Raw genomic sequence first — 19,600 nt, forward strand, 5'->3', positions numbered from 1 at the left:
GTCGCATCCGCATATGAAAAAGCCCCCGCCTTTTCGGGCGGGGGCGTCAAGTCAGTCTGAACGGATCGTCAGTTGGCGATGACCTGGCAGGGCTGCGACCGGCTTTGCATCCGTTCGCAGGCCAGTTCGGCATGGCCCTTGGAGAGGTTTCCGAACTGCGGCTCGAACCCGCGATTGGTGTTGGCGACGTGCCGGCGCGCCGCGCCGAACAGGTTGCCGTCCTGCAGTGCCAGGCGCAGCAGCAGACGGTCAGCCTCGGCCTGAGAGGTGTAGCGGCCCAGGCTGACGCCCCAGTTGCGGCCGCTGTCGGTGGGACGGCGCACGACCTCCAGTGCCTCGGGTGCGCTCAGGTCGCCTTCGCCCATTGCGGCCAGGATCACGGTTTCGGACCGCGGCTTGGGCGCCCTGGAACTGTCCAGCGACAGGGTGCCGGGGGCCGCCTGCATCTGCGGTTCCGGGGCGGGCGCGGCTGCAGGCTCGGGCTGGGCGACGGCGGCGATGCTGGCCGTGCGCCGGGGCGAGGGTGCAGGGCGCGCCGATCCGGCCAGCACGGGGGCCGCAAGGCTGGCCTGCTGCGCCGGCGCGTCGTCCGATGCGACGGCGGTGGCAAGTGCCTGCTGGATCGCGTCGGCCGCGGGGGCTGCTGATCCGGGGCGGGCGCGCGGACGCTGGCTGCTGGCCAAGGCGACGCCCGGCGGTGCGGCGGGCGCCGCGGTCGCGCCGGCAAGGCGCAACGCCTCGGTCAGGTCGACCTTGGGCGCTGCGGCGACAAGGGTCGACGCGGCGGCGGCAGGGCGGGTCGCGGGGGGCGGCGATGCCTGCAGCACCAGGCGCTGCGGCTCTGCCTGGGTCGCGGCAGGGCTGGCGGCGACCTGCGCGCGGCGCGTCGTGGCCTGCACCAGCAGGCGCGGCGGCTGCGGACGGACCTCGCGCACGCGGTCGGGGATGCGGGTGAAACTGCTGTCCAGCAGTTCGGTCATCACCTGGTTGCGATGCGCCGTGGACGTGCCGCCGAAGACGGTGGCGATCAGGCGACGGTTGCCGCGCTGTGCCGAGGCCGTCAGGTTGAAGCCCGCAGCCCGCGTATACCCCGTCTTGATCCCGTCGGCACCGGCATAGGCATCCAGGAAGCGGCGGTTCGTCGACGCGACCTGCGCGATGCCCGCATCGGCCGACCGGCGCGAGAACAGGTTGTAGTACTGGGGGAAGTCGTAGAACAGGTGGCGTCCCAGAACGCTCATGTCATGAGCGGTCGAATAATGCCCCTCGGTCGTCAGGCCATGGGCGTTGCGGAACTGGCTGTTGTTCATGCCGAGCGCCCGCGCCATCTGGGTCATCTGCTGGGTGAAGGCCTGTTCGGAGCCTGCCAGCCCCTCGCCGATGGTGGTCGCGGCATCGTTGGCCGACTTGATCGCGGCCGCGCGCAGAAGATAGCGCAGCTCGATCTGCTGACCGGCGCGCAGGCCAAGCTTGGAGGGGGGCTCGTTCGCGGCCTTGGAGGACACGGTGAATTTCGAATCCAGCCGCACCTGACCGCGTTCGATTGCCGAGAACGCCATGTAGAGCGTCATCATCTTGGTCAGCGAGGCAGGATGCAGTCGCGTATCCGAATTCTGGCGATAGATGGGCTGCCCGGTCCGGGCGTCCATCACATAGGCCGCGAAAGGTGCCGCGGCAGCCGGAAGCCCCAACAGGGCAACGGCCAGGACGGCATGACAAAGCAGCCGGAAGGCATGGGTAAATCGGGTCACTGTCGCTGTCTCTCTGCCTCAAGCGGGCGCGTCGTTTGTCGCACGTCCGTCGTTAATCAACCTATAATAGCACGGCTCTTTTCACCTTGAAACCGGGCAATCACGCTAATTTTGTCTGCACTGTAGGCGACGCCGTCCGGACCCGGATCGCGGCGCATCCGCGCGGGGGGCTTTCATCCGGGCGCGATTGCGCTATATTTCCGGGGATGGCGACAGCGCCCACCCCCTCGCCTCAGCATTCAGGAACGACCGCAGCCCGATGACGCACTGGATGACCGCACCCGACAATCCCGACGACCAATCCGATCTGGCAGTCAAGCCACGCGCGAAATCGCAGCGACCGCCGATGTACAAGGTCCTGTTGCTGAACGACGACTTCACCCCAATGGAGTTCGTCGTCCACGTGCTGGAGCGGCTGTTCCACATGACCCATGCCCAGGCGATCGAGATCATGTTGACCGTGCACCGCCGCGGTCTGGCCGTCGTCGGCGTCTTTTCACACGAGGTGGCCGAGACGAAGGTCGCCCAGGTGATGGAGCTGGCCCGCCGCCAGCAGCATCCCCTGCAATGCACCATGGAAAAAGAGTAATCGCGTGACCCAATCACGACTGGACCTGGCCTTTCCGGACGGCCATCCCGGGGGCCGGGTGCTGTTCATCGGCGCCACTGCCGCCGATGACCTGTCCCCCCTCGACCCCGCACAGCTGACCATCGTCCAGGGGAACTTTCCCGACCATGACGGACTGACCGCCCGCGGATTCGATGTCCGGACGGAGCCGGAGGGCCGTTTCGACGCGGCCGTCGTCCGCCTGCCGCGCGCCAAGGCCGCCGCACGCGCGCGCCTTGCGCTGGCCGCGGCGCATCTGGCGCCTGGCGCGGCCCTTTGGGTCGATGGGCAGAAGACCGACGGCGTCGATTCCCTGCTGAAGGAACTGCGCGGCCATGCCGAGGTGCGCGATGTCATCAGCAAGGCTCATGGCAAGATCTTTCAGGTGACACTGCCCGAAGCAGGCCTGCCCGCCGACTGGACCGCGACCGAGCGTCAGGTCGAGCCGGGTTTCGTGACCCTTCCGGGCGTCTTCTCGGCCGACGGGATCGACCCGGGGTCGCGGATGCTGGCCGACAACCTGCCGCCCAAGATGCCCACTCGCGTGGTCGACCTGGGCGCGGGATGGGGCTGGCTGTCCGCGCAGGCGCTGGCCCGACCGGGCATCGCCGAGCTGCACCTGGTCGAGGCCGACCACGCCGCCCTGACCTCGGCCAAGCGCAACGTCACCGATCCGCGGGCACAGTTCCACTGGGCGGACGCGCGCAATTTCACCCTGCGGGAGCCGGTCAACGGCGTCATCATGAACCCCCCGTTCCACGAGGGCCGACAGGCCGACCCCCGGCTTGGGGCCGACTTCATCGCTACCGCGGCGCGCATCCTGACCGGCGCGGGTCGGCTGTGGATGGTCGCCAACCGGCATCTGCCCTACGAATCGGTCTTGGCGCAGCATTTCGGCCAGGTCCATGAGATCGCGGGCGACACGCGCTTCAAGGTGATCGAGGCGACCGCGGCGGGCAAGGGTACCGCCACGGTCCGGGCCCGGGGGGCACGGCGGTGACGCTGTCGATCCAGGGCAAGACGGCCATCGTCACCGGGGCGGGGCGCGGCGTGGGCCTGGCCATCGCGCGGCACCTGGCCGAACGCGGCGCATCGGTCATGTTCGCGGATGGCGACGAACAGGCGCTGCAGTCGGCAGTGTCGGATTATGCCGACGACGAAAGCCAGGTGCGCCATTTCGTCGGGAACATGTCGGAAAAGCTGGCGATGGCGAACCTGCTGTCGGCCACGCTGGATGCGTTCGACCGCGTCGACATCCTGGTGAACGCCCATCGCTTCGTTCGGGGCAGCGATCCGCTGGACACCGACATGGACGCGCTGGAGGAGATGCTGCGCCAGAACATGCTGGCCAGCCTGCGTCTGTCGCAGATGGTCGCAAAGCGCATGATCCGTCAGGCCGAAGGCGAAGGGCCAAGCGCTCAGACCGGGGCGATCGTCAATATCTCGACCCTGGCGGCGCGGCGGCCGATTCCGTCGATGCTGGGCTATTCCATCGCCTGTGCGGCGCAGGAACAGGCCACGCGCGGGCTGGCGCTGGCCTTGGCGCCGCACCGCATCCGCGTGAACGGCGTCAGCTTCAGCAGCGTCATGTCGCACGAGCTGCAATGCGCGCTGAAGGACAATCCTGACCAGCGGGCACAGATCATCGCTGGCACACCCCTGGGCCGCATCGCCCCGGCCGAAGAACTGGCCGAGACGGTGCATTACCTGGTCAGCGACGGCGCGCGCTTTGTCACCGGCCAGATCGTCACCGTCGACGGCGGACGCAGCCTGGCCGACCCGGTGACGTCACAGGTGCTCTAGGTTTCCTCGGGATAGGCGGCGCGGCAGGCGGCCACGGCGGCATTCGCACCGCGCGTCAGAGCCGCCTGACGCTCTACCAGGCCGTCGCGCTTGCGCGTCTCGGCCGCGGGGTCGATGGGCACGCGGAACCGTTCCACATCGACATAATCGCGCCAGCAGCCATAGGTGCTGATCTGCGCCTTGCCCTCGTGGTCGCGGATCACGCGTTCGCATTGCGCGAACCGCGTCCGCACGACCTGGCGTTCGTCCCAGGCATAGCCCCGCGACAGATTGCCCTCGACCTCGGCCAGCAGGCTGCTGACGGTGCGGTATTCGCTGGTGTTGCGGCTGATGCAGCGTTCCTGCGGCGTGCCGCAGGCGGCAAGGGCCAGGACCGGTGCAAGGCAAAGGGCAAGGGCGGTGTTGCGGCGCATGGCGGCTCTCTTTATGGACGCAGGCAATGCTAGTCGCGATGCCTGGGGCTGGCAAATCACGAATGAGGCCCGCCATGGATGAACAACGCCACCGCGCCGCGCTTTGGTTCCGCGAGCTGCGCGACCGCATCACCGCCGCCTTCGAGGCGCTGGAGGACCGCGCGCCGGGCGACGCCCCCGCGGGCCGGTTCGAAGTGACGCCCACGGAACGCGCCGACAACGGCGGCGGCGGCATCATGTCGGTGATGCGCGGCGGCCGCGCCTTTGAGAAGGTCGGCGTGAACTGGTCCGAGGTGCATGGCACCCTGGCCCCCCGCGCCCAAGCCGCGATGGCCGCCCGCGGCGTGCCGGGCATGGAGGATGATCCGCGGTTCTGGGCATCGGGCATCAGCCTGGTCGCGCATATGCGGAACCCGCACGCGCCGGCCGTGCACATGAACACGCGCATGTTCTGGACCCCGCGGGCATGGTGGTTCGGCGGCGGGTCAGACCTGAACCCCTGCATCGAATACGCCGATGACACCGCGCATTTCCACAACACGCTGCGCGATGCCTGCCTGCCGCACGGGGCGGAATACTATGACCGCTTCAAGGCCTGGGCGGACGAGTATTTCTTCATTCCCCATCGCGGGCGGGCGCGGGGCGTCGGCGGCATCTTCTACGACGACCTGAACACCGGGGACTGGGAGGCGGATTTCGCCTTCACCCGTGACGTGGGCGCGGCGTTCCTGCCGGCGTTCCTGCCGCTGGCAGAGGCGCGGATGACGCAGGCGTTCGACGATACCGACCGCGACACGCAGCTGATCCACCGGGGTCTCTATGCGGAATACAACCTGGTCTATGACCGCGGCACGAAATTCGGGCTGGAAACCGGCCACAACGCCGACGCCGTCCTGATGAGCCTGCCACCGCTGGCCAAGTGGGTCTAGGCCCGACGGCCTACGGGCGGGCGCCCGCCAGGATCACCGCGGCCCCGACGATGCACAGCCCGGCCCCCAGCAGGTCCAGCCTGCCGGGGGTCTGACCCTCGACCAGCCACAGCCATGCCAGCGACGTGGCTATATAGATGCCGCCATAGGCCGCATAAGCGCGCCCCGCGAAATCGACCTGAACACGCGTCAACGCCCAAGCGAACAGCGCCAGCGCGACCACGCCCGGCACCAGCCACAGCGCCGACCGATCCAACCGAAGCCAGGCCCAGAAGGCGAAACAGCCCGCGATCTCGGCCATGGCGGCCGTGACATACAGGCCGATCGTGGGGATCACACGTCCAGTTCCTCGACGAAGCGGGCGTTTTCCTGGATGTATTCGAACCGCAGCTCTGGCTTCTTGCCCATCAGGCGTTCGACCAGATCGCCGGTCTCGCCGCCTTCGTCGTCGTCGATGCTGACGCGGATCAGCTTGCGGGTGGCGGGGTTCATGGTCGTGTCCTTGAGGTCCTTGGCGTCCATTTCTCCCAGACCCTTGAAGCGCTGGACGTCGATCTTGCCACGGCCGCCCAGGCCCTTGGCCATCATCCGATCCTTTTCGGCGTCGTCGGCCACGTACAGGCGGTGCGCGCCCTGGGTCAGGCGGTACAGCGGCGGGCAGGCCAGATACAGGTGCCCCTTGTCGATCATCGGCCGCATCTGCGTGAAGAAGAACGTCATCAGCAGCGATGCGATATGCGCGCCGTCGACATCGGCGTCGGTCATGATGATGACCTTGTCGTAGCGCAGGTCGTCGACGTTGAAACGCGTGCCCATGTTGACGCCAAGCGCCTGGCACAGATCGTTGATCTCCTGGTTGGCACCCATCTTGGACGATGCCGCGCCCAGCACGTTCAGGATCTTGCCGCGCAGGGGCAGCAGGGCCTGCTTGGTGCGGTCGCGGGCCATCTTGGCGGAACCGCCGGCGCTGTCGCCCTCGACGATGAACAGTTCCGTCCCGTCGCGGTTGGTGGCACTGCAATCGACCAGCTTGCCGGGCAGGCGCAGCTTTTTCGTGGCCGTCTTGCGCGCGGTCTCCTTTTCCTGGCGGCGACGCAGACGCTCCTCGGCGCGTAGCACCAGGAAATCCAGGATCGCGCCCGCGGATTTGGTGTCCGACGCCAACCAGGTGTCGAAATGGTCGCGCACCGCGCCCTCGACCAGGCGCGCAGCCTCGGTCGTGGCCAAGCGGTCCTTGGTCTGGCCCACGAATTCCGGTTCACGGATGAAGCAGCTGACCAGCGCGCAACCGCCGATGATCAGATCCTCACGCGTGATCTGGGCCGCCTTCTTGTTGCTGACGCGTTCGCCATAGCTGCGGATGCCCTTCAGGATCGCAGCCCAGAAGCCCATCTCGTGGGTGCCGCCCTCGGGGGTGGGGACGGTGTTGCAATAGGACTGGATGAAGCCGTCGCGCGCGGGCGTCCAGTTGATCGCCCAGTCCACCTTGCCCGGTACGCCGAACTTGGCGTTGAAGTCGATGCTGCCGGAAAACGGGCGGTCGGCATAGGTGCTGGTCCCGGTCAGGGTCTCGGTCAGGTAATCGGCCAGGCCGCCGGGGAAATGGAACGTGGCCTCGCGCGGGGTCTCTCCGTCGTCGATCTCGGTCTTCCAGCGGATCTCGACGCCGCTGAACAGGTAGGCCTTGGATTTCACCATCTTCATCAGCCGCGCGGGCTTGAAGCGGTGATGGCCGAAGATCTCCTCGTCGGCATGGAAGGTCACGGTGGTGCCGCGCCGGTTCGGGGCCGCCCCGATCTTGGCGACCGGTCCCTGCGGGATGCCGCGGGAAAAGCGCTGCTCGAACAGCTCCTTGTTGCGCGCGACCTGCACGACCATCAGGTCGGACAGCGCGTTCACGACCGACGCACCCACGCCGTGCAGACCACCCGAGGTCTGATAGGTGTCGCCCGAGAACTTGCCCCCCGCATGCAGCGTGCACAGGATCACTTCCAGCGCGGACTTGCCGGGGAACTTGGGGTGCGGATCGATGGGAATGCCGCGGCCGTTGTCGCGCACGATGACGCTGAAATCTGCCAGCAGCTCGACCTCGATGCGCGTGGCGTGGCCTGCCACGGCCTCGTCCATCGAGTTGTCCAGGATTTCCGCGACCAGGTGATGCAGCGCGCGTTCGTCGGTGCCGCCGATATACATGCCGGGACGCTTGCGCACCGGCTCCAGCCCCTCCAGCACCTCGATCGAGGATGCGGAATAGGCGTCGCTGGCGGCGTTGCCGGAGAGAAGGTCGTCGGCCATGGGGTCGCTCACTGATTTGGATCGCGGCGCTTATCTCATGGCGCGGGGGCGGGCGGCAAGGGGTTGTGTCCCCTGCGCAGCCCGCCCCAAAAGATTGCGCCTATTCCGGCTCCGCCATGCGGGCGGCCCACATCGCCTGGAACGCCGGGCGGTCCTGGCAGGCCGACAGCCAGGCGCGGATCGCGGGAAACCCCTCCATCAGCGCGCCGTGCCCCTGGGCATAGCGGACGATCTCGGCCAGGTTCAGGTCGGCCACGGTGAAACGGCCGCCCACCAGATAGGCATGCGTTGCCAGATGGTCCTCCAGCACCTTCAGCGGCCGGACCAGCCGTTCGGCCGCGTCCGCCACGATCCCCACGTCATCGGCCGATTGCAGCGTGCCGCGGTTGTGCAGCATCAGGATGGTCAGTGCGTCGGGCTCGATCGCCGTTGCGCCATAGATCGACCACTGGGTCATCAGCGCGTCTTCGGCGTAATCCTGCGGGCCTGCGGGGCCGCCATGCTTGCGCGCCAGATGCAGCGTGATCGCCAGCGATTCGGACAGGACCAGCCCTTCGTCCTCAATCACCGGGATGGCGCCTGCGGGGGACAGGGCCAGGAAATCGGGGCTGCGGGTGTTGGGCGGTGCATCGGGCGCGTCGGCATTGCCGATGCGATAGGCCTGGATGACGGGCACCTGCCGGAAGGGCAGGTCCAGTTCGTGACAAAGCCACACGACACGCGATGCACGCGAGCGGGTGACGCCGTGGATGGTCAGCATGATGGCCCCCGGTTTGGTTTGGCGGCCACCTTGGGACGCGGGCGCGGGCGCTGCAAGCCCCGTCAGCGGAGGCCCGCGCGGACGCTGGCGCGGTCGACGGCTGCGATGATCGCCTGCGGATCGCCATGCTGGGGCATGTGGCCCTGATCGGGCAGGATCGTCAGCGCGGCGTTGGGCAGCGCCTCTGCCAGGGGCAGGGCGTGGATCTCGGCGGGCACGATGCTGTCTTGACCGCCATGGATGACCTCGACCGGCATCGTCAGGCGCGGATACTGCGGCGCCATGACGCGAAGATAGGCGCGCAACCCGTTGATCTGCGACGCATTCGCACGATAGTTGCCGCGTCGTGCGGCCAGCCCCACGCCGATATAGTCGGCATATCCCGGGGGTACGGGCTGGGGCGCGAAGATGCCCGCCATGATCCGGTTGCCCAGGGACACCGGCGCCAGGGCGGTCAGCAGCGGTGGCCCGACACGGTCGCCCAGGGGCGTCTCCAGGAATGCGTACCATCCGGTCAGCGTGCCGGGCCAAGGCATCGTCGCCCCGGACACGATCACCAGCGCCGCCGTGTCGCCCGGTGCGCGCAGGCCCCAGGCCATCGCAACCGCGCCACCATAGCTGTGGCCCAGCACCACGGGTCGGCGCACGCCCAACTGGTCGGCGGCGGCGCGCAGCAGTTCGGCCTGGGCGATGGGGTTGTCGGTCTGGGCGCCGATCGCGTCCGTCCAGCCCAGCCCCGGCCTGTCGAAGGCCAGGACGCGGTACCGGGTCGCCAGGCGGTCGGCCAGGGAAAAGGTGAAATCGCGGCTGTTCCCGCTGGCCCCGTGCAGCAGGATCAGGTCGGGACCGCTGCCGCGGATGTCGACATGCACGGTGCGGCCCTGCACCTGGATCAGTTGCCCGGTGGGAGGGAATTCGGCCTCGAACGCGGTTTCTCGCGCGGTGGCGCGGGCATCGACGATCCGCCCGCAACCGGTCAGCGCCAAGGCCAGCCCCGCCATCGTGAATGCCCGTCGTTTCATGCCGTCCCCTGTTCCTCTGCATCCAGACACGTCCGAACCCGCCCCGGGGTTGCGGCGCCCGCGTGGTTTTCCGCCGGGCTGGCAAAGCGGTGATTTGCAAGCCGCGCCGCACGCGGGTAACTGGAACCGCCGTCCTTGCCAAGGTGTCCTGCCGATGTCGCCGCGCGTGTCCTGCCTGTCCGCCCTGCTGATCGTCGCGCCGCTTTGCGCGTCGGCCCATCCGCATGTGTTCATCGACGCGGGCCTGTCCTTGCGTCACGACGCGGCGGGGGCGCTGACCCATGTGGGGGTCGAATGGGCCTATGACGAATTCTATTCCCTGCTGATCATTGAGGATCTGGGCCTGGACCCCGATGGCGACGGCGTCCTGACCACCGACGAACAGGCGGCCCTGCAGGGCTTCGACGCGGACTGGGAGCCGGGCTTTGACGGGCGGCTGTTTCTGGATGCGGACGGCCGCAGGCTGGCGCTGAACGGCCCGCAGGATTTCGCCGCGCGCTATGAGGACGGGCGGGTGATCTCGGCCCATGTGCGCCCGCTAGCCGAGCCGCTGGACGGGGACCGGCCGCTGACGATCCAGGTCTATGACCCCGAATACTATGTCCAGTTCAGCATCCCCGAACCCCCGGCCATCGCGCGGGACGATTGCGCTGTCGATCTGCGCATGGGCGATCCCTATGCCGCCGCCGATGCCTATGCCCGGGCGGTGGGCGAGGCCTTGGGCGACGGCCAAAGCGCCGAGGAGGCGGACCTGATCACCGTGGACATCGGCGCCACCGGCGCGGATTCGGTGCAGGTCCGCTGCGGCCCAGGGTCATGAGGCGCGCCGTCGCCCTGACGGGGCTGGTTGTCGCCCTGACGCTGGTGGCGCTGTGGCTTGGCGGCGGTCTGTCCGGGATCGAGCGGTGGGCCACCGACCAGCAGCGGGCCGTCCAGAACGCGATGGCCGGGGCCTTGCGGGCGCTGCGGTCGGGCCAGCCGGGGGCGGTCGCATCGCTGCTGGCGCTGTGTTTTGCCTATGGCGTCGCCCATGCGGTCGGGCCGGGGCATGGCAAGGTGATCATCGGCAGCTATGGGTTCGGCGCCCAGGTGCCGTTGGCGCGGCTGGCCGGACTGTCGGTCGCATCGTCGCTGGCGCAGGCAGGCACGGCCATAGCCCTAGTCTGGGGCGGCATCACCATCCTGGACCTGGGACGCCAGACCCTGACCGACCTGTCGGAGGTCGCGATGGTGCAGGCCAGCACGGTCCTGGTCGCGTCGGTCGGCCTGTGGCTGGCATGGCGCGGCCTGTCGATGCTGCGCGCGCAGGCGCGGGCGGATCGCCACCACCATCACCACCACGGCGACGCCTGCGGCTGTGGCCATGCGCATGGCCCCACGCCGCAGCAGGTGGCACAGACGCGGTCGCTGCGCGACGGGGTGCTGGTCGTGGCGGGCATCGCGCTGCGACCCTGCACCGGAGCGCTGTTCCTGCTGATCCTGACCTGGCGGATGGGCATCTTCGGGATGGGCATCGTGGGGACGCTGGCGATGGGCCTGGGCACCGCGGTGGTGACGGTCGCGGTCGCCGGCCTGGCGGTCTGGGCGCGGCGCGGCAGCTTTGCCCTGTTGCACGAGCATGGTGCTTGGGCGGGTGCCGCGCGCTGGCTGCCCGGAACGCTGCAACTGGGCGCAGGGGTGCTGATCGCGGCGATCTCGGTCGCGGTGCTGCTACCGTGGCTTTGACGCGGATTCTGCGGGGTTAGGCTGACCGGTCTGCCTGCGGCGGCACCAACCGGGCGATCAGCGCGTCCATTGTCGGGCCCATCGCCGCGCGGCTGGCGAACAGCGTCGCCTGCGACCGCAGGATCGGCGCCTCGTCCAGGATGCGCAGGTTGTTGGCGCGCAGCGTCTCGCCCGACGAGGTGATGTCGGCGATCGCTTCGGCGGTCAGGTTGGCGACCGTGCCCTCGGTCGCGCCCTGGCTGTCGACCAGTTGGTAATCCGCGACCTCGTGGGCGGACAGCCAGGCGCGGACCAGGCGGTGATATTTCGTGGCGATGCGCAAACGGAATCCATGCTCGGCCCGGAAATCGCGCGCGATGGCGGCGAAATCGTCCAGGTCCGTGCAGTCGCGCCAGCAATCCGGCACGGCCAGGATCAGGTCGGCATGTCCAAACCCCATCGGCGCGACCTCGACCAGGTCACTTGACCATCCGGCCAGCTTTTCGCGCACCAGGTCGGTGCCTGTCACACCCAGTTCGATCCGGCCGGCGGCCAGTTCGCGCGGAATCTCTCCGGCCGACAACAGGACCAGCGACACGCCCTCGACTCCCTCGACCCGGCCCGCATATTCGCGGTCGGACCCGGCCCGCGACAGACGCACGCCGCGGTCGGCGAACCAGTCGAAGGTCTGTTCCATCAGCCGCCCCTTGGACGGCACGCCAAGACGGATCATGCCTGCGCCTCCAGTTCGGCAACAAGGCCGGGGCGGATGATGCCACCCACGGCGGGGATCTCGCGGCCGCGGCCAAGCACGCGGGTCAGTGCGTCATAGCGCCCGCCCGATGCGACCGGCGGCCATCCGACGCGGTCGGCCTGGAACGTGAAGGTGAAGCCGTCGTAATATTCCATCGTGGTGCGCCCGTGGCTGGCGTCAAAGATCACCGTCTGCAGGTCGATGCCGCGAGCGGCGATGGCTTCCAGGCGGTCGCGGATGCGGGCCACCGCCGGCGCGATGGCGGGCATGTCGCGGGCCAGGTCGGCCAGCGTCGACAGCGCCTGCGGCGCCGGGGCGCGCAGGGCGAACAGACGCTCCAGCCGGTCGGTCCAGACCGGGGCTAGGGGCGGCACCGCCACGTCCGACTGCAGGCGGGCGATGCGGCGGATCATCTCGTCCTCGGTCCGCATCCCGGCCCAGGACGTGGTGACGTCGGGAAACTCCCGCGCGATCGACGGGGCCGAGAACCGCGCCAGCAGGCGCGCAAAGCGGCCCGGCCGCCAGATGTGGTGCAGCAGCGCCACCGAACGCGCCTTGGTCAGGGGCAGGCCGCGCACCGCATCCAGCAGCAGGCCCATGTCGCCCATGCGCGCCTGCAGGCCCAGGGGCGCCAGCGCGTCGTGGAACAGCGCAAAGACCTCTGCATCGGCCTGGGGGTCGCGGGTGAACAGCTCAAACCCACATTGCAGGTATTCGTGGTCGCGCGGCGTGGCGGGGCGGGTGTCGCCCGTGTCCTGCTTGCGGAACACCTCTCCTAGATAGCAGTAGCGGGCCGGATCGGCGCCGTTCTGCATATGCGCCTGGACCACCGGCACGGTGAAGTCGGGGCGCAGCATCATCTCTCCACGGATCGGGTCCTGGGTGACATAGGCGCGGGCGCGGATGTCCTCTCCGTACAGGTCCAGAAGGTCGCCCGCGGGCAGCAGGATGTCGGGCGCGATCTCGGTCGCACCGGCGTCGCGGAACCGCGACAGCAGCCGCTGTCCGACCGCCTGCTTGGCCTGCTTCGGGATCATCCGATGATCCTGCGGACTTCGGCGACCAGGTCGGCGCGCGCGACCTCGGTCTGGGCGGGCTGGGATTTCCATTCCTCGACAGAGGCTTCTGCGGCGATCTTCGCGCCCAAGATCAGGTCCTTGACCTGTACCACGCCGCGTTCCGCCTCATCCCCGCCCTGGATGATCGCGACGGGTGCGCCGCGTTTGTCCGCGTATTTCAGCTGGTTGCCAAAGTTCTTGGGGTTGCCCAGATAGACCTCGGCACGGATGCCGGCGGCGCGCAGGTCGGCGGCCATGGCCTGGTAATCCGACATCCGGTCGCGGTCCATCACGGTCACGACCACGGGACCGGCGACCTGGGCCCCGGCCAGACCCTTGGCGCGCAAAGCGGCCAGCAGACGGTCTACGCCGATGCTGACCCCGGTGGCCGGGACCTTCTGCCCGGTGAAACGCTCCACCAGCCCGTCATAGCGGCCTCCGCCCGCGACCGATCCGAACTGCCGCTTGCGGCCCTTTTCGTCAAGAATCTCGAAGGTCAGTTCGGCCTCGAAGACAGGACCGGTGTAATAGCCAAGGCCCCGGACCACGGCCGGATCGATCACGGCGCGATCCTCGGCCACGCCCATCGCGGCCAGCATCGCGGCGATCTGGCGCAGCTCGTCCACGCCCTCGGCGCCGATGGCCGATCCGCCGACGGCGGCCGACAGGTTGTCCAGCGTCGCGGCGTTGTCCGCGCCCTTGGCCTCCAGGAAGGCCAGCACCGGCCCCGCCTGCGCCTCGGACAGGCCCACGCCATCGATGCGCGCGCCGCTGTCGTCCAGGCGGCCCGTGGTCAGCAGGGCCAGCACGCCCTCGCGACCGACCTTGTCGAACTTGTCGATCTGGCGCAGCACATCCTCGGCCTGATCCTCGCGGACCTGGGCCGCCTCCAGGACGCCGTTCAGAACCTTGCGGTTGTTGATCCGCACCAGATAATCGCCGCGGTCGATGCCCACGGCCTCCAGCGCATCGGCCAGCATGCCGCAGATCTCGGCATCCGCCGCCACCGAGGCCGACCCGACCGTGTCGGCATCGCACTGATAGAATTGGCGGAACCGACCCGGCCCCGGTTTCTCGTTGCGCCAGACGGGTCCCATCGCAAAGCGGCGGTACGGGCTGGGCAGGTCGTTGCGGTACTGCGCCGCGACGCGCGCCAAGGGCGCCGTCAGGTCATAGCGCAGCGCCAGCCAGTCGCCCGCCGTGCCGCCGCCGGGCACCGCCTCCTCCTGCCAGGCAAAGACGCCGGCATTGGGCCGATCCACGTCGGGCAGGAACTTGCCCAAGGCCTCGACCGTCTCGACGGCGCTCGTCTCCAGCGGATCGAAGCCATGGCGGTGATAGACCTGCGCGATGCGGTCCAGCATGTCGCGCCGTTCGGTCACGTCCTGCCCGAAATAGTCGCGGAACCCCTTGGGCGTCTCGGCCTTGGGACGGGGCTGATTCTTGTCTTTTGCCATGGTATCAGTCGCCTTTTCGGGCCCATATTCAGGCGCCGCTGTAACGGAAGGTGACGACATGGACAAGCAGCAGGACCGCCTGCATCAGCTGGAGGAGGCCTTGGCCCATCTGACGCGGCTGACGGACGAGCTGTCCGAGGTCATCGCCCGACAGGACCGCGACCTTGCCCGCGTCACCCGGCGCCTGGATCAACTGCTGCTGGCCGAGGCCGAGCGTCAGGCAGATGCGGCGGGCAGCGTCGCGCTGGCCGACCAGCGCCCACCGCATTACTGAGACCGCCCGCTTCTTCTTTGACCAAATACCCTCCGGGGGGTCCGGGGGGCGAAGCGCCCGCGGTTGCCGCCTTCCGGCAGGGTCCCGACAAAGCGGCTTTCCCCGCCGTGCCCGATGCGCTAATGCCGGGCTGAAAAGAACTTCGGACAACGAAAAGGATCGCTCATGGCCAATGTTGTGGTTGTCGGAGCCCAGTGGGGCGACGAGGGCAAGGGCAAGATCGTCGACTGGCTTTCGGAACGCGCCGATGTCATCGCGCGCTTTCAGGGCGGTCACAATGCCGGCCACACGCTGGTCATCGGCGAGAAGGTCTTTAAGCTGTCGCTGCTGCCCTCGGGGATCGTGCGCGAGAACAAGCTGGCCGTGATCGGCAACGGTGTCGTGCTGGACCCTTGGGCGCTTTTCTCGGAGATCGACAAGCTGGCGGGGCAGGGCGTCGCCATCTCGACCGAGAACCTGATGATCGCAGAGAACACGCCGCTGATCCTGCCGTTGCACCAGGACCTGGACAAGCTGCGCGAGGAGGCCGCCGGCAAGGCCAAGATCGGCACGACCGGCCGCGGCATCGGCCCCGCCTATGAGGACAAGGTCGGCCGCCGCACGATCCGCGTCGCCGACCTGGCCGACGAGGAGACGCTGGACAGCCGCCTGGACCGCCTGCTGGCCCACCACGACGCGCTGCGCGCGGGTCTTGGCGCCACGCCTATCGACCGCGCCGAGCTGAAGGCCAAGCTGATGGAGGTGGCGCCCAAGCTGCTGCCCTATGCCCAGCCCGTCTGGAAGATCATGGGCGACGCCCGCAAGGCCGGAAAACGGATCCTGTTCGAGGGCGCGCAGGGATCGCTGCTGGACATCGATTTCGGCACCTATCCCTATGTGACCTCGTCCACGACGACCTCGGGGGCGGCGGCAAGTGGCACGGGCGTGGGGCCGGGCGCGATCGGCTTTGTCCTTGGCATCGTCAAGGCATACACCACCCGCGTGGGCGAAGGTCCGTTCCCGTCGGAACTGGACGACGCCGACGGCCAGCGCCTTGGCGAGCGGGGCCACGAGTTCGGCACCGTCACGGGCCGCAAGCGCCGCTGCGGCTGGTTCGATGCGGTGCTGGTGCGCCAGACCTGCGCGATCAGCGGCGTGAACGGGATCGCGCTGACCAAGCTGGACGTGCTGGACGGGTTCGACACGCTGAAGATCTGCACCGGCTACGAGATCGACGGCGTGACGTATGACTATCTGCCGACGGCGGCCGCGCTGCAGGCCAAGGTGCGCCCGATCTACGAGGAGATGGAAGGCTGGCACGAATCGACCGCCGGGGCGCGCAGCTGGGCCGACCTGCCGGCCGCCGCGATCAAGTACGTGCGCCGCGTCGAGGAGCTGATCCAGTGCCCCGTGGCGATGCTGTCGACCAGCCCGGAGCGTGACGACACGATCCTGGTGACCGATCCCTTCGCCGACTGATTGCGTCCCGCGACGTGCCGGGGGACATCCTGTCCCCCGGACCCCCTTGGGGCGCGTTCGGGGATACCGAGGAAAGAGCCAGACGACATGGAACTGAAGACCCGCAAGCGGCTGTCCATCCTGATCCTGGTGATCGGCATGCCCGCCTATGTCGTCGCGGCGGTGTCGCTGATGAACTGGCTGGACGGGCGGTTCGGACGCCAGCCGATCTGGATCGAGCTGCTGATCTACGTCGCGCTTGGCGTGCTGTGGGCGCTGCCGTTCAAGCGCGTCTTCAGCGGCGTCGGCAAGGGCTGAGGGCGGGAATGGTGGACCAGCCCCGACCGGTCCGCCACCTGCGCGGGGTCACCGTGATCGGCGGCGGCATGGTGACGCCCGCCGATCTGTCGGTGGCGCTGTCTGTCGCGCCCCTGCTGGTTGCGGCGGATGGGGGTGCGGACCGGGCGCTGGCCCTGGGGCACGCGCCGGACTGGGTGATCGGGGACCTGGACAGCATCTCGGACCCGGCGCGGCGGTCGGTTCCGGCGGCCCGCGTGCTGGAGGTGGCGGAGCAGGACAGCACGGATTTCGCCAAATGCCTAGGACGAATCGACGCGCCGCTGGTCATGGCGGTTGGTTTTGCGGGGCTGCGCTTGGACCATACGCTGGCCGCGCTGACGGTGATGGTCCAGCCCGGCGTCCCGCGCGTCGTCATGCTGGCCAGCGATGACGTGATCGTGCTGTGCCCGCCGCGCCTGACCCTGCCGCTGATGCCCGGGACGCGGGTGTCCCTGTACCCGATGGGACCGGCGCGCGGCAGCAGCCAGGGCCTGGAATGGCCCATCGACGGGATCGATTTCGCACCGGGCCAGCGGGTCGGCACCTCGAACCGGGCGACGGGGCTGGTCAGCCTGCGGGTGCAGGGGCCGATGCTGCTGATGCTGCCCCGAGACTGTCTTGGAACGGTGCTGACGGCGATGCAGCGCTGAGGGGGCGGTTGTCGTTGCGGCCTGCATGGCTTATCTGAGGGGCGAACCCCCGGAGGCTTGCCATGTCGCTGAACCCGATCCGTCCCTGGCGCAACATCGAGCGCCGCAAGTCGCGCCAGATCATGGTGGGCAAGGTCCCCGTCGGTGGCGATGCCCCGATCAGCGTGCAGACCATGACCAACACCAACGGCCACGACGTCAAGGCGACCTTGGCCCAGGTCATCGCCGCGGCGGATGCCGGCGCCGATATCGTGCGCATCAGCGCCCCGGACCAGGAGACGACGCGCGCGCTGCGCGAGATCTGCCGCGAGAGCCCTGTGCCGATCGTGGCCGACATCCATTTCCACTACAAGCGCGCCATCGAGGCTGCCGAGGCGGGCGCCGCCTGTCTGCGCATCAACCCCGGCAACATCGGGGACGAAAGCCGCGTGCGCGAGGTCATCAAGGCGGCCAAGGACCACGGCTGTTCGATCCGCATCGGCGTGAATGCAGGCAGCCTGGAGAAGCACCTGCTGGAGAAATATGGCGAGCCCTGTCCCGACGCGATGGTCGAGAGCGGGCTGGATCATATCAAGATCCTGCAGGACAACGATTTCCATGAGTTCAAGATCAGCGTGAAGGCCAGCGACGTGTTCCTGTCGGCGGCGGCCTATCAGCAGCTGTCCGAGGCGACAGATGCACCCATCCATCTGGGCATCACCGAGGCGGGCGGTTTCGTCGGCGGCACCGTCAAGTCGGCGGTGGGCCTGGGCAACCTTCTGTGGATGGGGATCGGCGACACGATCCGCGTCAGCCTGTCGGCCGATCCGGTCGAGGAGGTCAAGGTCGGCTTTGAGATCCTGAAATCGCTTGGCCTGCGGACGCGCGGGGTGCAGATCATCAGCTGTCCCAGCTGCGCACGGCAGGGCTTTGACGTGATCCGCACGGTCGAGGCGCTGGAAAAGCGGCTGGAGCACATCAAGACCCCGATGAGCCTGTCGATCATCGGTTGCGTGGTGAACGGACCGGGCGAGGCGCTGATGACCGATCTGGGATTCACCGGCGGCGGGGCCGGGTCGGGCATGGTCTACATGGCCGGCAAGCAAAGCCACAAGCTGTCGAACAACCAGATGGTCGATCACATCGTCCGGCTGGTCGAGGAACGGGCCGAGGTCCTGGACGCCGAGGCGCGCGCCGCGGAAGCCGCCGCCGAGTAGGGTTGCGTCCCGCGAGGGCCGGGGGCGCTGGCGCCCCCCGGACCCACCGCAGGCGCGCCCTGTCAGCCGCCGGTATGGCTCATGTGGCGGGTCATCTGGCCTACGACGCCTTGGCGGGAATAGTCGAAGTCGTGACCCTTGGGTTTGCGCGCGATGGCCGCGCGGATCGTCTGGCGCAGGGCCTCGTCGTCGGCGCTGGCGCGCAGGGGCGCGCGCAGGTCGGCGTTGTCCTCCTGGCCCAGGCACATGAACAGCTCTCCGGTGCAGGTGACGCGCACGCGATTGCAGCTTTCGCAGAAATTGTGGGTCAGGGGCGTGATGAAGCCGATCTTCTGTCCGGTCTGGGCCAGCCTGACGTAACGGGCCGGGCCGCCCGTGCGTTCGGCAAGATCCAGCAGCGTAAAGCGTTCGGCCAGCCGGGCGCGCAGGTCGGACAGGGGCCAGTACTGGTCCAGCCGGTCCTCCTCTCCCATCTCGCCCATGGGCATCACCTCGATGAAGGTCAGGTCGTGACCCTCGTCGCCGCACCATTGCACCAGATCGAACAGCTCGCTGTCGTTGACGCCCTTGAGGGCCACGGCGTTGATCTTGACGCGCAGGCCGGCAGCGGTCGCGGCGCGGATCCCCTCCAGCACCTGGGGCAGGCGGCCCCACCGGGTGATCGCCGCGAACTTGTCGGCGTCCAGCGTGTCCAGCGACACGTTTACGCGCCGCACGCCGATATCGGCCAGTTCCGCCGCGTGTCGGGCCAGCTGGCTGCCGTTGGTGGTCAGGGTCAGCTCGTCCAGGCCGTTCCCCAGGTGACGTGACACGTTGCGGAAAAAGCCCATGATGCCGCGACGGACCAGTGGCTCTCCTCCGGTGATGCGCAGCTTGCGCACGCCCAGGCCGATGAAGGCGGTGGACAGGCGGTCCAGCTCCTCCAGCGTCAGGAGGTCGGCCTTGGGCAGGAACTGCATGTGTTCCGCCATGCAATAGACGCATCGGAAATCGCAGCGGTCGGTGACCGACACCCGCAGATAGGTGATGGGGCGGGCAAACGGGTCGATCAGGGGCGGGTGCATGTCCATCCCCCATATCTAGGCGCGCAGGACTGCGGTCACAAGGCGGGGATTCGTGGGTCGGGTGGTGGACCTTGCCACGCTGGCGTG

The 19,600-nt window shown here is 68.5% G+C and carries 21 protein-coding genes; 11 read left to right on the plus strand and 10 right to left on the minus strand.

Annotated elements, in window-relative coordinates; all coding sequences use genetic code 11:
* Positions 1–68: 68 nt before the first annotated feature.
* Positions 69–1,751, minus strand: coding sequence for a D-alanyl-D-alanine carboxypeptidase family protein (locus FHD67_RS01200; RefSeq protein ID WP_246071182.1), 1,683 nt, complete (start codon positions 1,749–1,751; stop codon positions 69–71).
* A 271-nt stretch (positions 1,752–2,022) separates the two neighbouring features.
* Here FHD67_RS01200 and clpS point away from each other — a divergent pair, with 271 nt between their 5' ends.
* From clpS to FHD67_RS01215, 3 genes are read left to right on the plus strand one after another with little or no spacing between them, the layout of a single operon-like run.
* Positions 2,023–2,340, plus strand: a complete 318-nt coding sequence (gene clpS, locus FHD67_RS01205) for an ATP-dependent Clp protease adapter ClpS (protein WP_045980873.1) — start codon at positions 2,023–2,025, stop codon at positions 2,338–2,340.
* 4 nt (positions 2,341–2,344) lie between these two features.
* Positions 2,345–3,358, plus strand: coding sequence for a class I SAM-dependent methyltransferase (locus tag FHD67_RS01210; RefSeq protein WP_139597562.1), 1,014 nt, complete (start codon positions 2,345–2,347; stop codon positions 3,356–3,358).
* On the plus strand, positions 3,355–4,161 hold the full coding sequence (locus FHD67_RS01215) for an SDR family NAD(P)-dependent oxidoreductase (RefSeq protein ID WP_045999319.1): 807 nt from the start codon (positions 3,355–3,357) through the stop codon (positions 4,159–4,161). The genes FHD67_RS01210 and FHD67_RS01215 overlap by 4 nt, the downstream gene beginning before the upstream one ends.
* Here the strand turns inward: FHD67_RS01215 and FHD67_RS01220 are convergent.
* Positions 4,158–4,574 (minus strand): hypothetical protein, encoded by a 417-nt coding sequence (locus tag FHD67_RS01220; protein WP_139597563.1) that lies wholly within the window; start codon positions 4,572–4,574, stop codon positions 4,158–4,160. The genes FHD67_RS01215 and FHD67_RS01220 overlap by 4 nt on opposite strands.
* Before the next feature lie 62 nt (positions 4,575–4,636).
* Here FHD67_RS01220 and hemF point away from each other — a divergent pair, with 62 nt between their 5' ends.
* Complete coding sequence (gene hemF, locus FHD67_RS01225) at positions 4,637–5,503, plus strand: oxygen-dependent coproporphyrinogen oxidase (protein WP_139597564.1); 867 nt, start codon at positions 4,637–4,639, stop codon at positions 5,501–5,503.
* A 10-nt stretch (positions 5,504–5,513) separates the two neighbouring features.
* Here the strand turns inward: hemF and FHD67_RS01230 are convergent, their stop codons facing one another.
* The 4 genes from FHD67_RS01230 to FHD67_RS01245 all read right to left on the minus strand — a co-directional run bounded on the left by FHD67_RS01230 (position 5,514) and on the right by FHD67_RS01245 (position 9,580).
* Positions 5,514–5,840 carry a YnfA family protein gene (locus tag FHD67_RS01230; RefSeq protein WP_369799393.1) on the minus strand — a complete coding sequence of 109 codons (327 nt, stop codon included), beginning with the start codon at positions 5,838–5,840 and terminating at the stop codon, positions 5,514–5,516.
* On the minus strand, positions 5,837–7,798 hold the full coding sequence (gene parE, locus FHD67_RS01235; RefSeq protein WP_127898368.1) for a DNA topoisomerase IV subunit B: 1,962 nt from the start codon (positions 7,796–7,798) through the stop codon (positions 5,837–5,839). Before parE ends, FHD67_RS01230 begins: the two co-directional genes overlap by 4 nt.
* 100 nt (positions 7,799–7,898) lie before the next feature.
* On the minus strand, positions 7,899–8,558 hold the full coding sequence (locus FHD67_RS01240) for a glutathione S-transferase family protein (protein ID WP_139085723.1): 660 nt from the start codon (positions 8,556–8,558) through the stop codon (positions 7,899–7,901).
* A 62-nt stretch (positions 8,559–8,620) separates the two neighbouring features.
* A complete protein-coding gene (locus FHD67_RS01245) occupies positions 8,621–9,580 on the minus strand; it encodes an alpha/beta fold hydrolase (protein ID WP_139597565.1) in 960 nt (319 codons plus the stop codon).
* A 154-nt stretch (positions 9,581–9,734) separates the two neighbouring features.
* Here FHD67_RS01245 and FHD67_RS01250 point away from each other — a divergent pair, with 154 nt between their 5' ends.
* On the plus strand, positions 9,735–10,400 hold the full coding sequence (locus tag FHD67_RS01250) for a DUF1007 family protein (protein ID WP_246071185.1): 666 nt from the start codon (positions 9,735–9,737) through the stop codon (positions 10,398–10,400).
* A complete protein-coding gene (locus FHD67_RS01255) occupies positions 10,397–11,305 on the plus strand; it encodes a nickel/cobalt transporter (RefSeq protein ID WP_139597566.1) in 909 nt (302 codons plus the stop codon). The genes FHD67_RS01250 and FHD67_RS01255 overlap by 4 nt, the downstream gene beginning before the upstream one ends.
* Positions 11,306–11,321: 16 nt before the next feature.
* On the opposite strand, the gene hisG is transcribed toward FHD67_RS01255, so the two are convergent.
* Genes hisG through hisS form a run of 3 tightly spaced genes read right to left on the minus strand, consistent with a single transcriptional unit; the run spans position 11,322 to position 14,553 of the window.
* Positions 11,322–12,017, minus strand: a complete 696-nt coding sequence (gene hisG / locus FHD67_RS01260; RefSeq protein ID WP_139597567.1) for an ATP phosphoribosyltransferase — start codon at positions 12,015–12,017, stop codon at positions 11,322–11,324.
* A complete protein-coding gene (locus FHD67_RS01265) occupies positions 12,014–13,075 on the minus strand; it encodes an ATP phosphoribosyltransferase regulatory subunit (RefSeq protein WP_425467235.1) in 1,062 nt (353 codons plus the stop codon). Before FHD67_RS01265 ends, hisG begins: the two co-directional genes overlap by 4 nt.
* A complete protein-coding gene (gene hisS / locus FHD67_RS01270; RefSeq protein WP_139597568.1) occupies positions 13,072–14,553 on the minus strand; it encodes a histidine--tRNA ligase in 1,482 nt (493 codons plus the stop codon). The genes FHD67_RS01265 and hisS overlap by 4 nt, the downstream gene beginning before the upstream one ends.
* Positions 14,554–14,611: 58 nt before the next feature.
* Between hisS and FHD67_RS01275 the strand changes: the two genes are divergently transcribed.
* The 5 genes from FHD67_RS01275 (at position 14,612) to ispG (ending at position 18,449) form a co-directional block, all read left to right on the plus strand.
* Complete coding sequence (locus FHD67_RS01275) at positions 14,612–14,827, plus strand: SlyX family protein (protein ID WP_045980808.1); 216 nt, start codon at positions 14,612–14,614, stop codon at positions 14,825–14,827.
* 165 nt (positions 14,828–14,992) lie between these two features.
* Entirely contained in the window at positions 14,993–16,285 is a 1,293-nt protein-coding gene (locus tag FHD67_RS01280) for an adenylosuccinate synthase (protein ID WP_139597569.1), read from the plus strand.
* A gap of 87 nt (positions 16,286–16,372) precedes the next feature.
* Positions 16,373–16,582: a DUF2842 domain-containing protein gene (locus FHD67_RS01285; protein WP_045980810.1), complete on the plus strand. Its 210-nt coding sequence runs from the start codon at positions 16,373–16,375 to the stop codon at positions 16,580–16,582.
* Positions 16,583–16,590: 8 nt separating this feature from the next.
* Positions 16,591–17,253, plus strand: coding sequence for a thiamine diphosphokinase (locus FHD67_RS01290; RefSeq protein ID WP_045980811.1), 663 nt, complete (start codon positions 16,591–16,593; stop codon positions 17,251–17,253).
* A 62-nt stretch (positions 17,254–17,315) separates the two neighbouring features.
* Entirely contained in the window at positions 17,316–18,449 is a 1,134-nt protein-coding gene (gene ispG, locus FHD67_RS01295) for a flavodoxin-dependent (E)-4-hydroxy-3-methylbut-2-enyl-diphosphate synthase (protein ID WP_045999309.1), read from the plus strand.
* Positions 18,450–18,511: 62 nt separating this feature from the next.
* Here the strand turns inward: ispG and moaA are convergent, their stop codons facing one another.
* The gene (gene moaA, locus FHD67_RS01300; RefSeq protein WP_045999308.1) at positions 18,512–19,519 is read right to left on the minus strand and encodes a GTP 3',8-cyclase MoaA; all 1,008 of its coding nucleotides are present in this window, start codon (positions 19,517–19,519) and stop codon (positions 18,512–18,514) included.
* Positions 19,520–19,600 lie beyond the last annotated feature (81 nt).

It is taken from the genome of Paracoccus haeundaensis (genome assembly GCF_006239215.1).
Classification (GTDB): domain Bacteria; phylum Pseudomonadota; class Alphaproteobacteria; order Rhodobacterales; family Rhodobacteraceae; genus Paracoccus; species Paracoccus marcusii.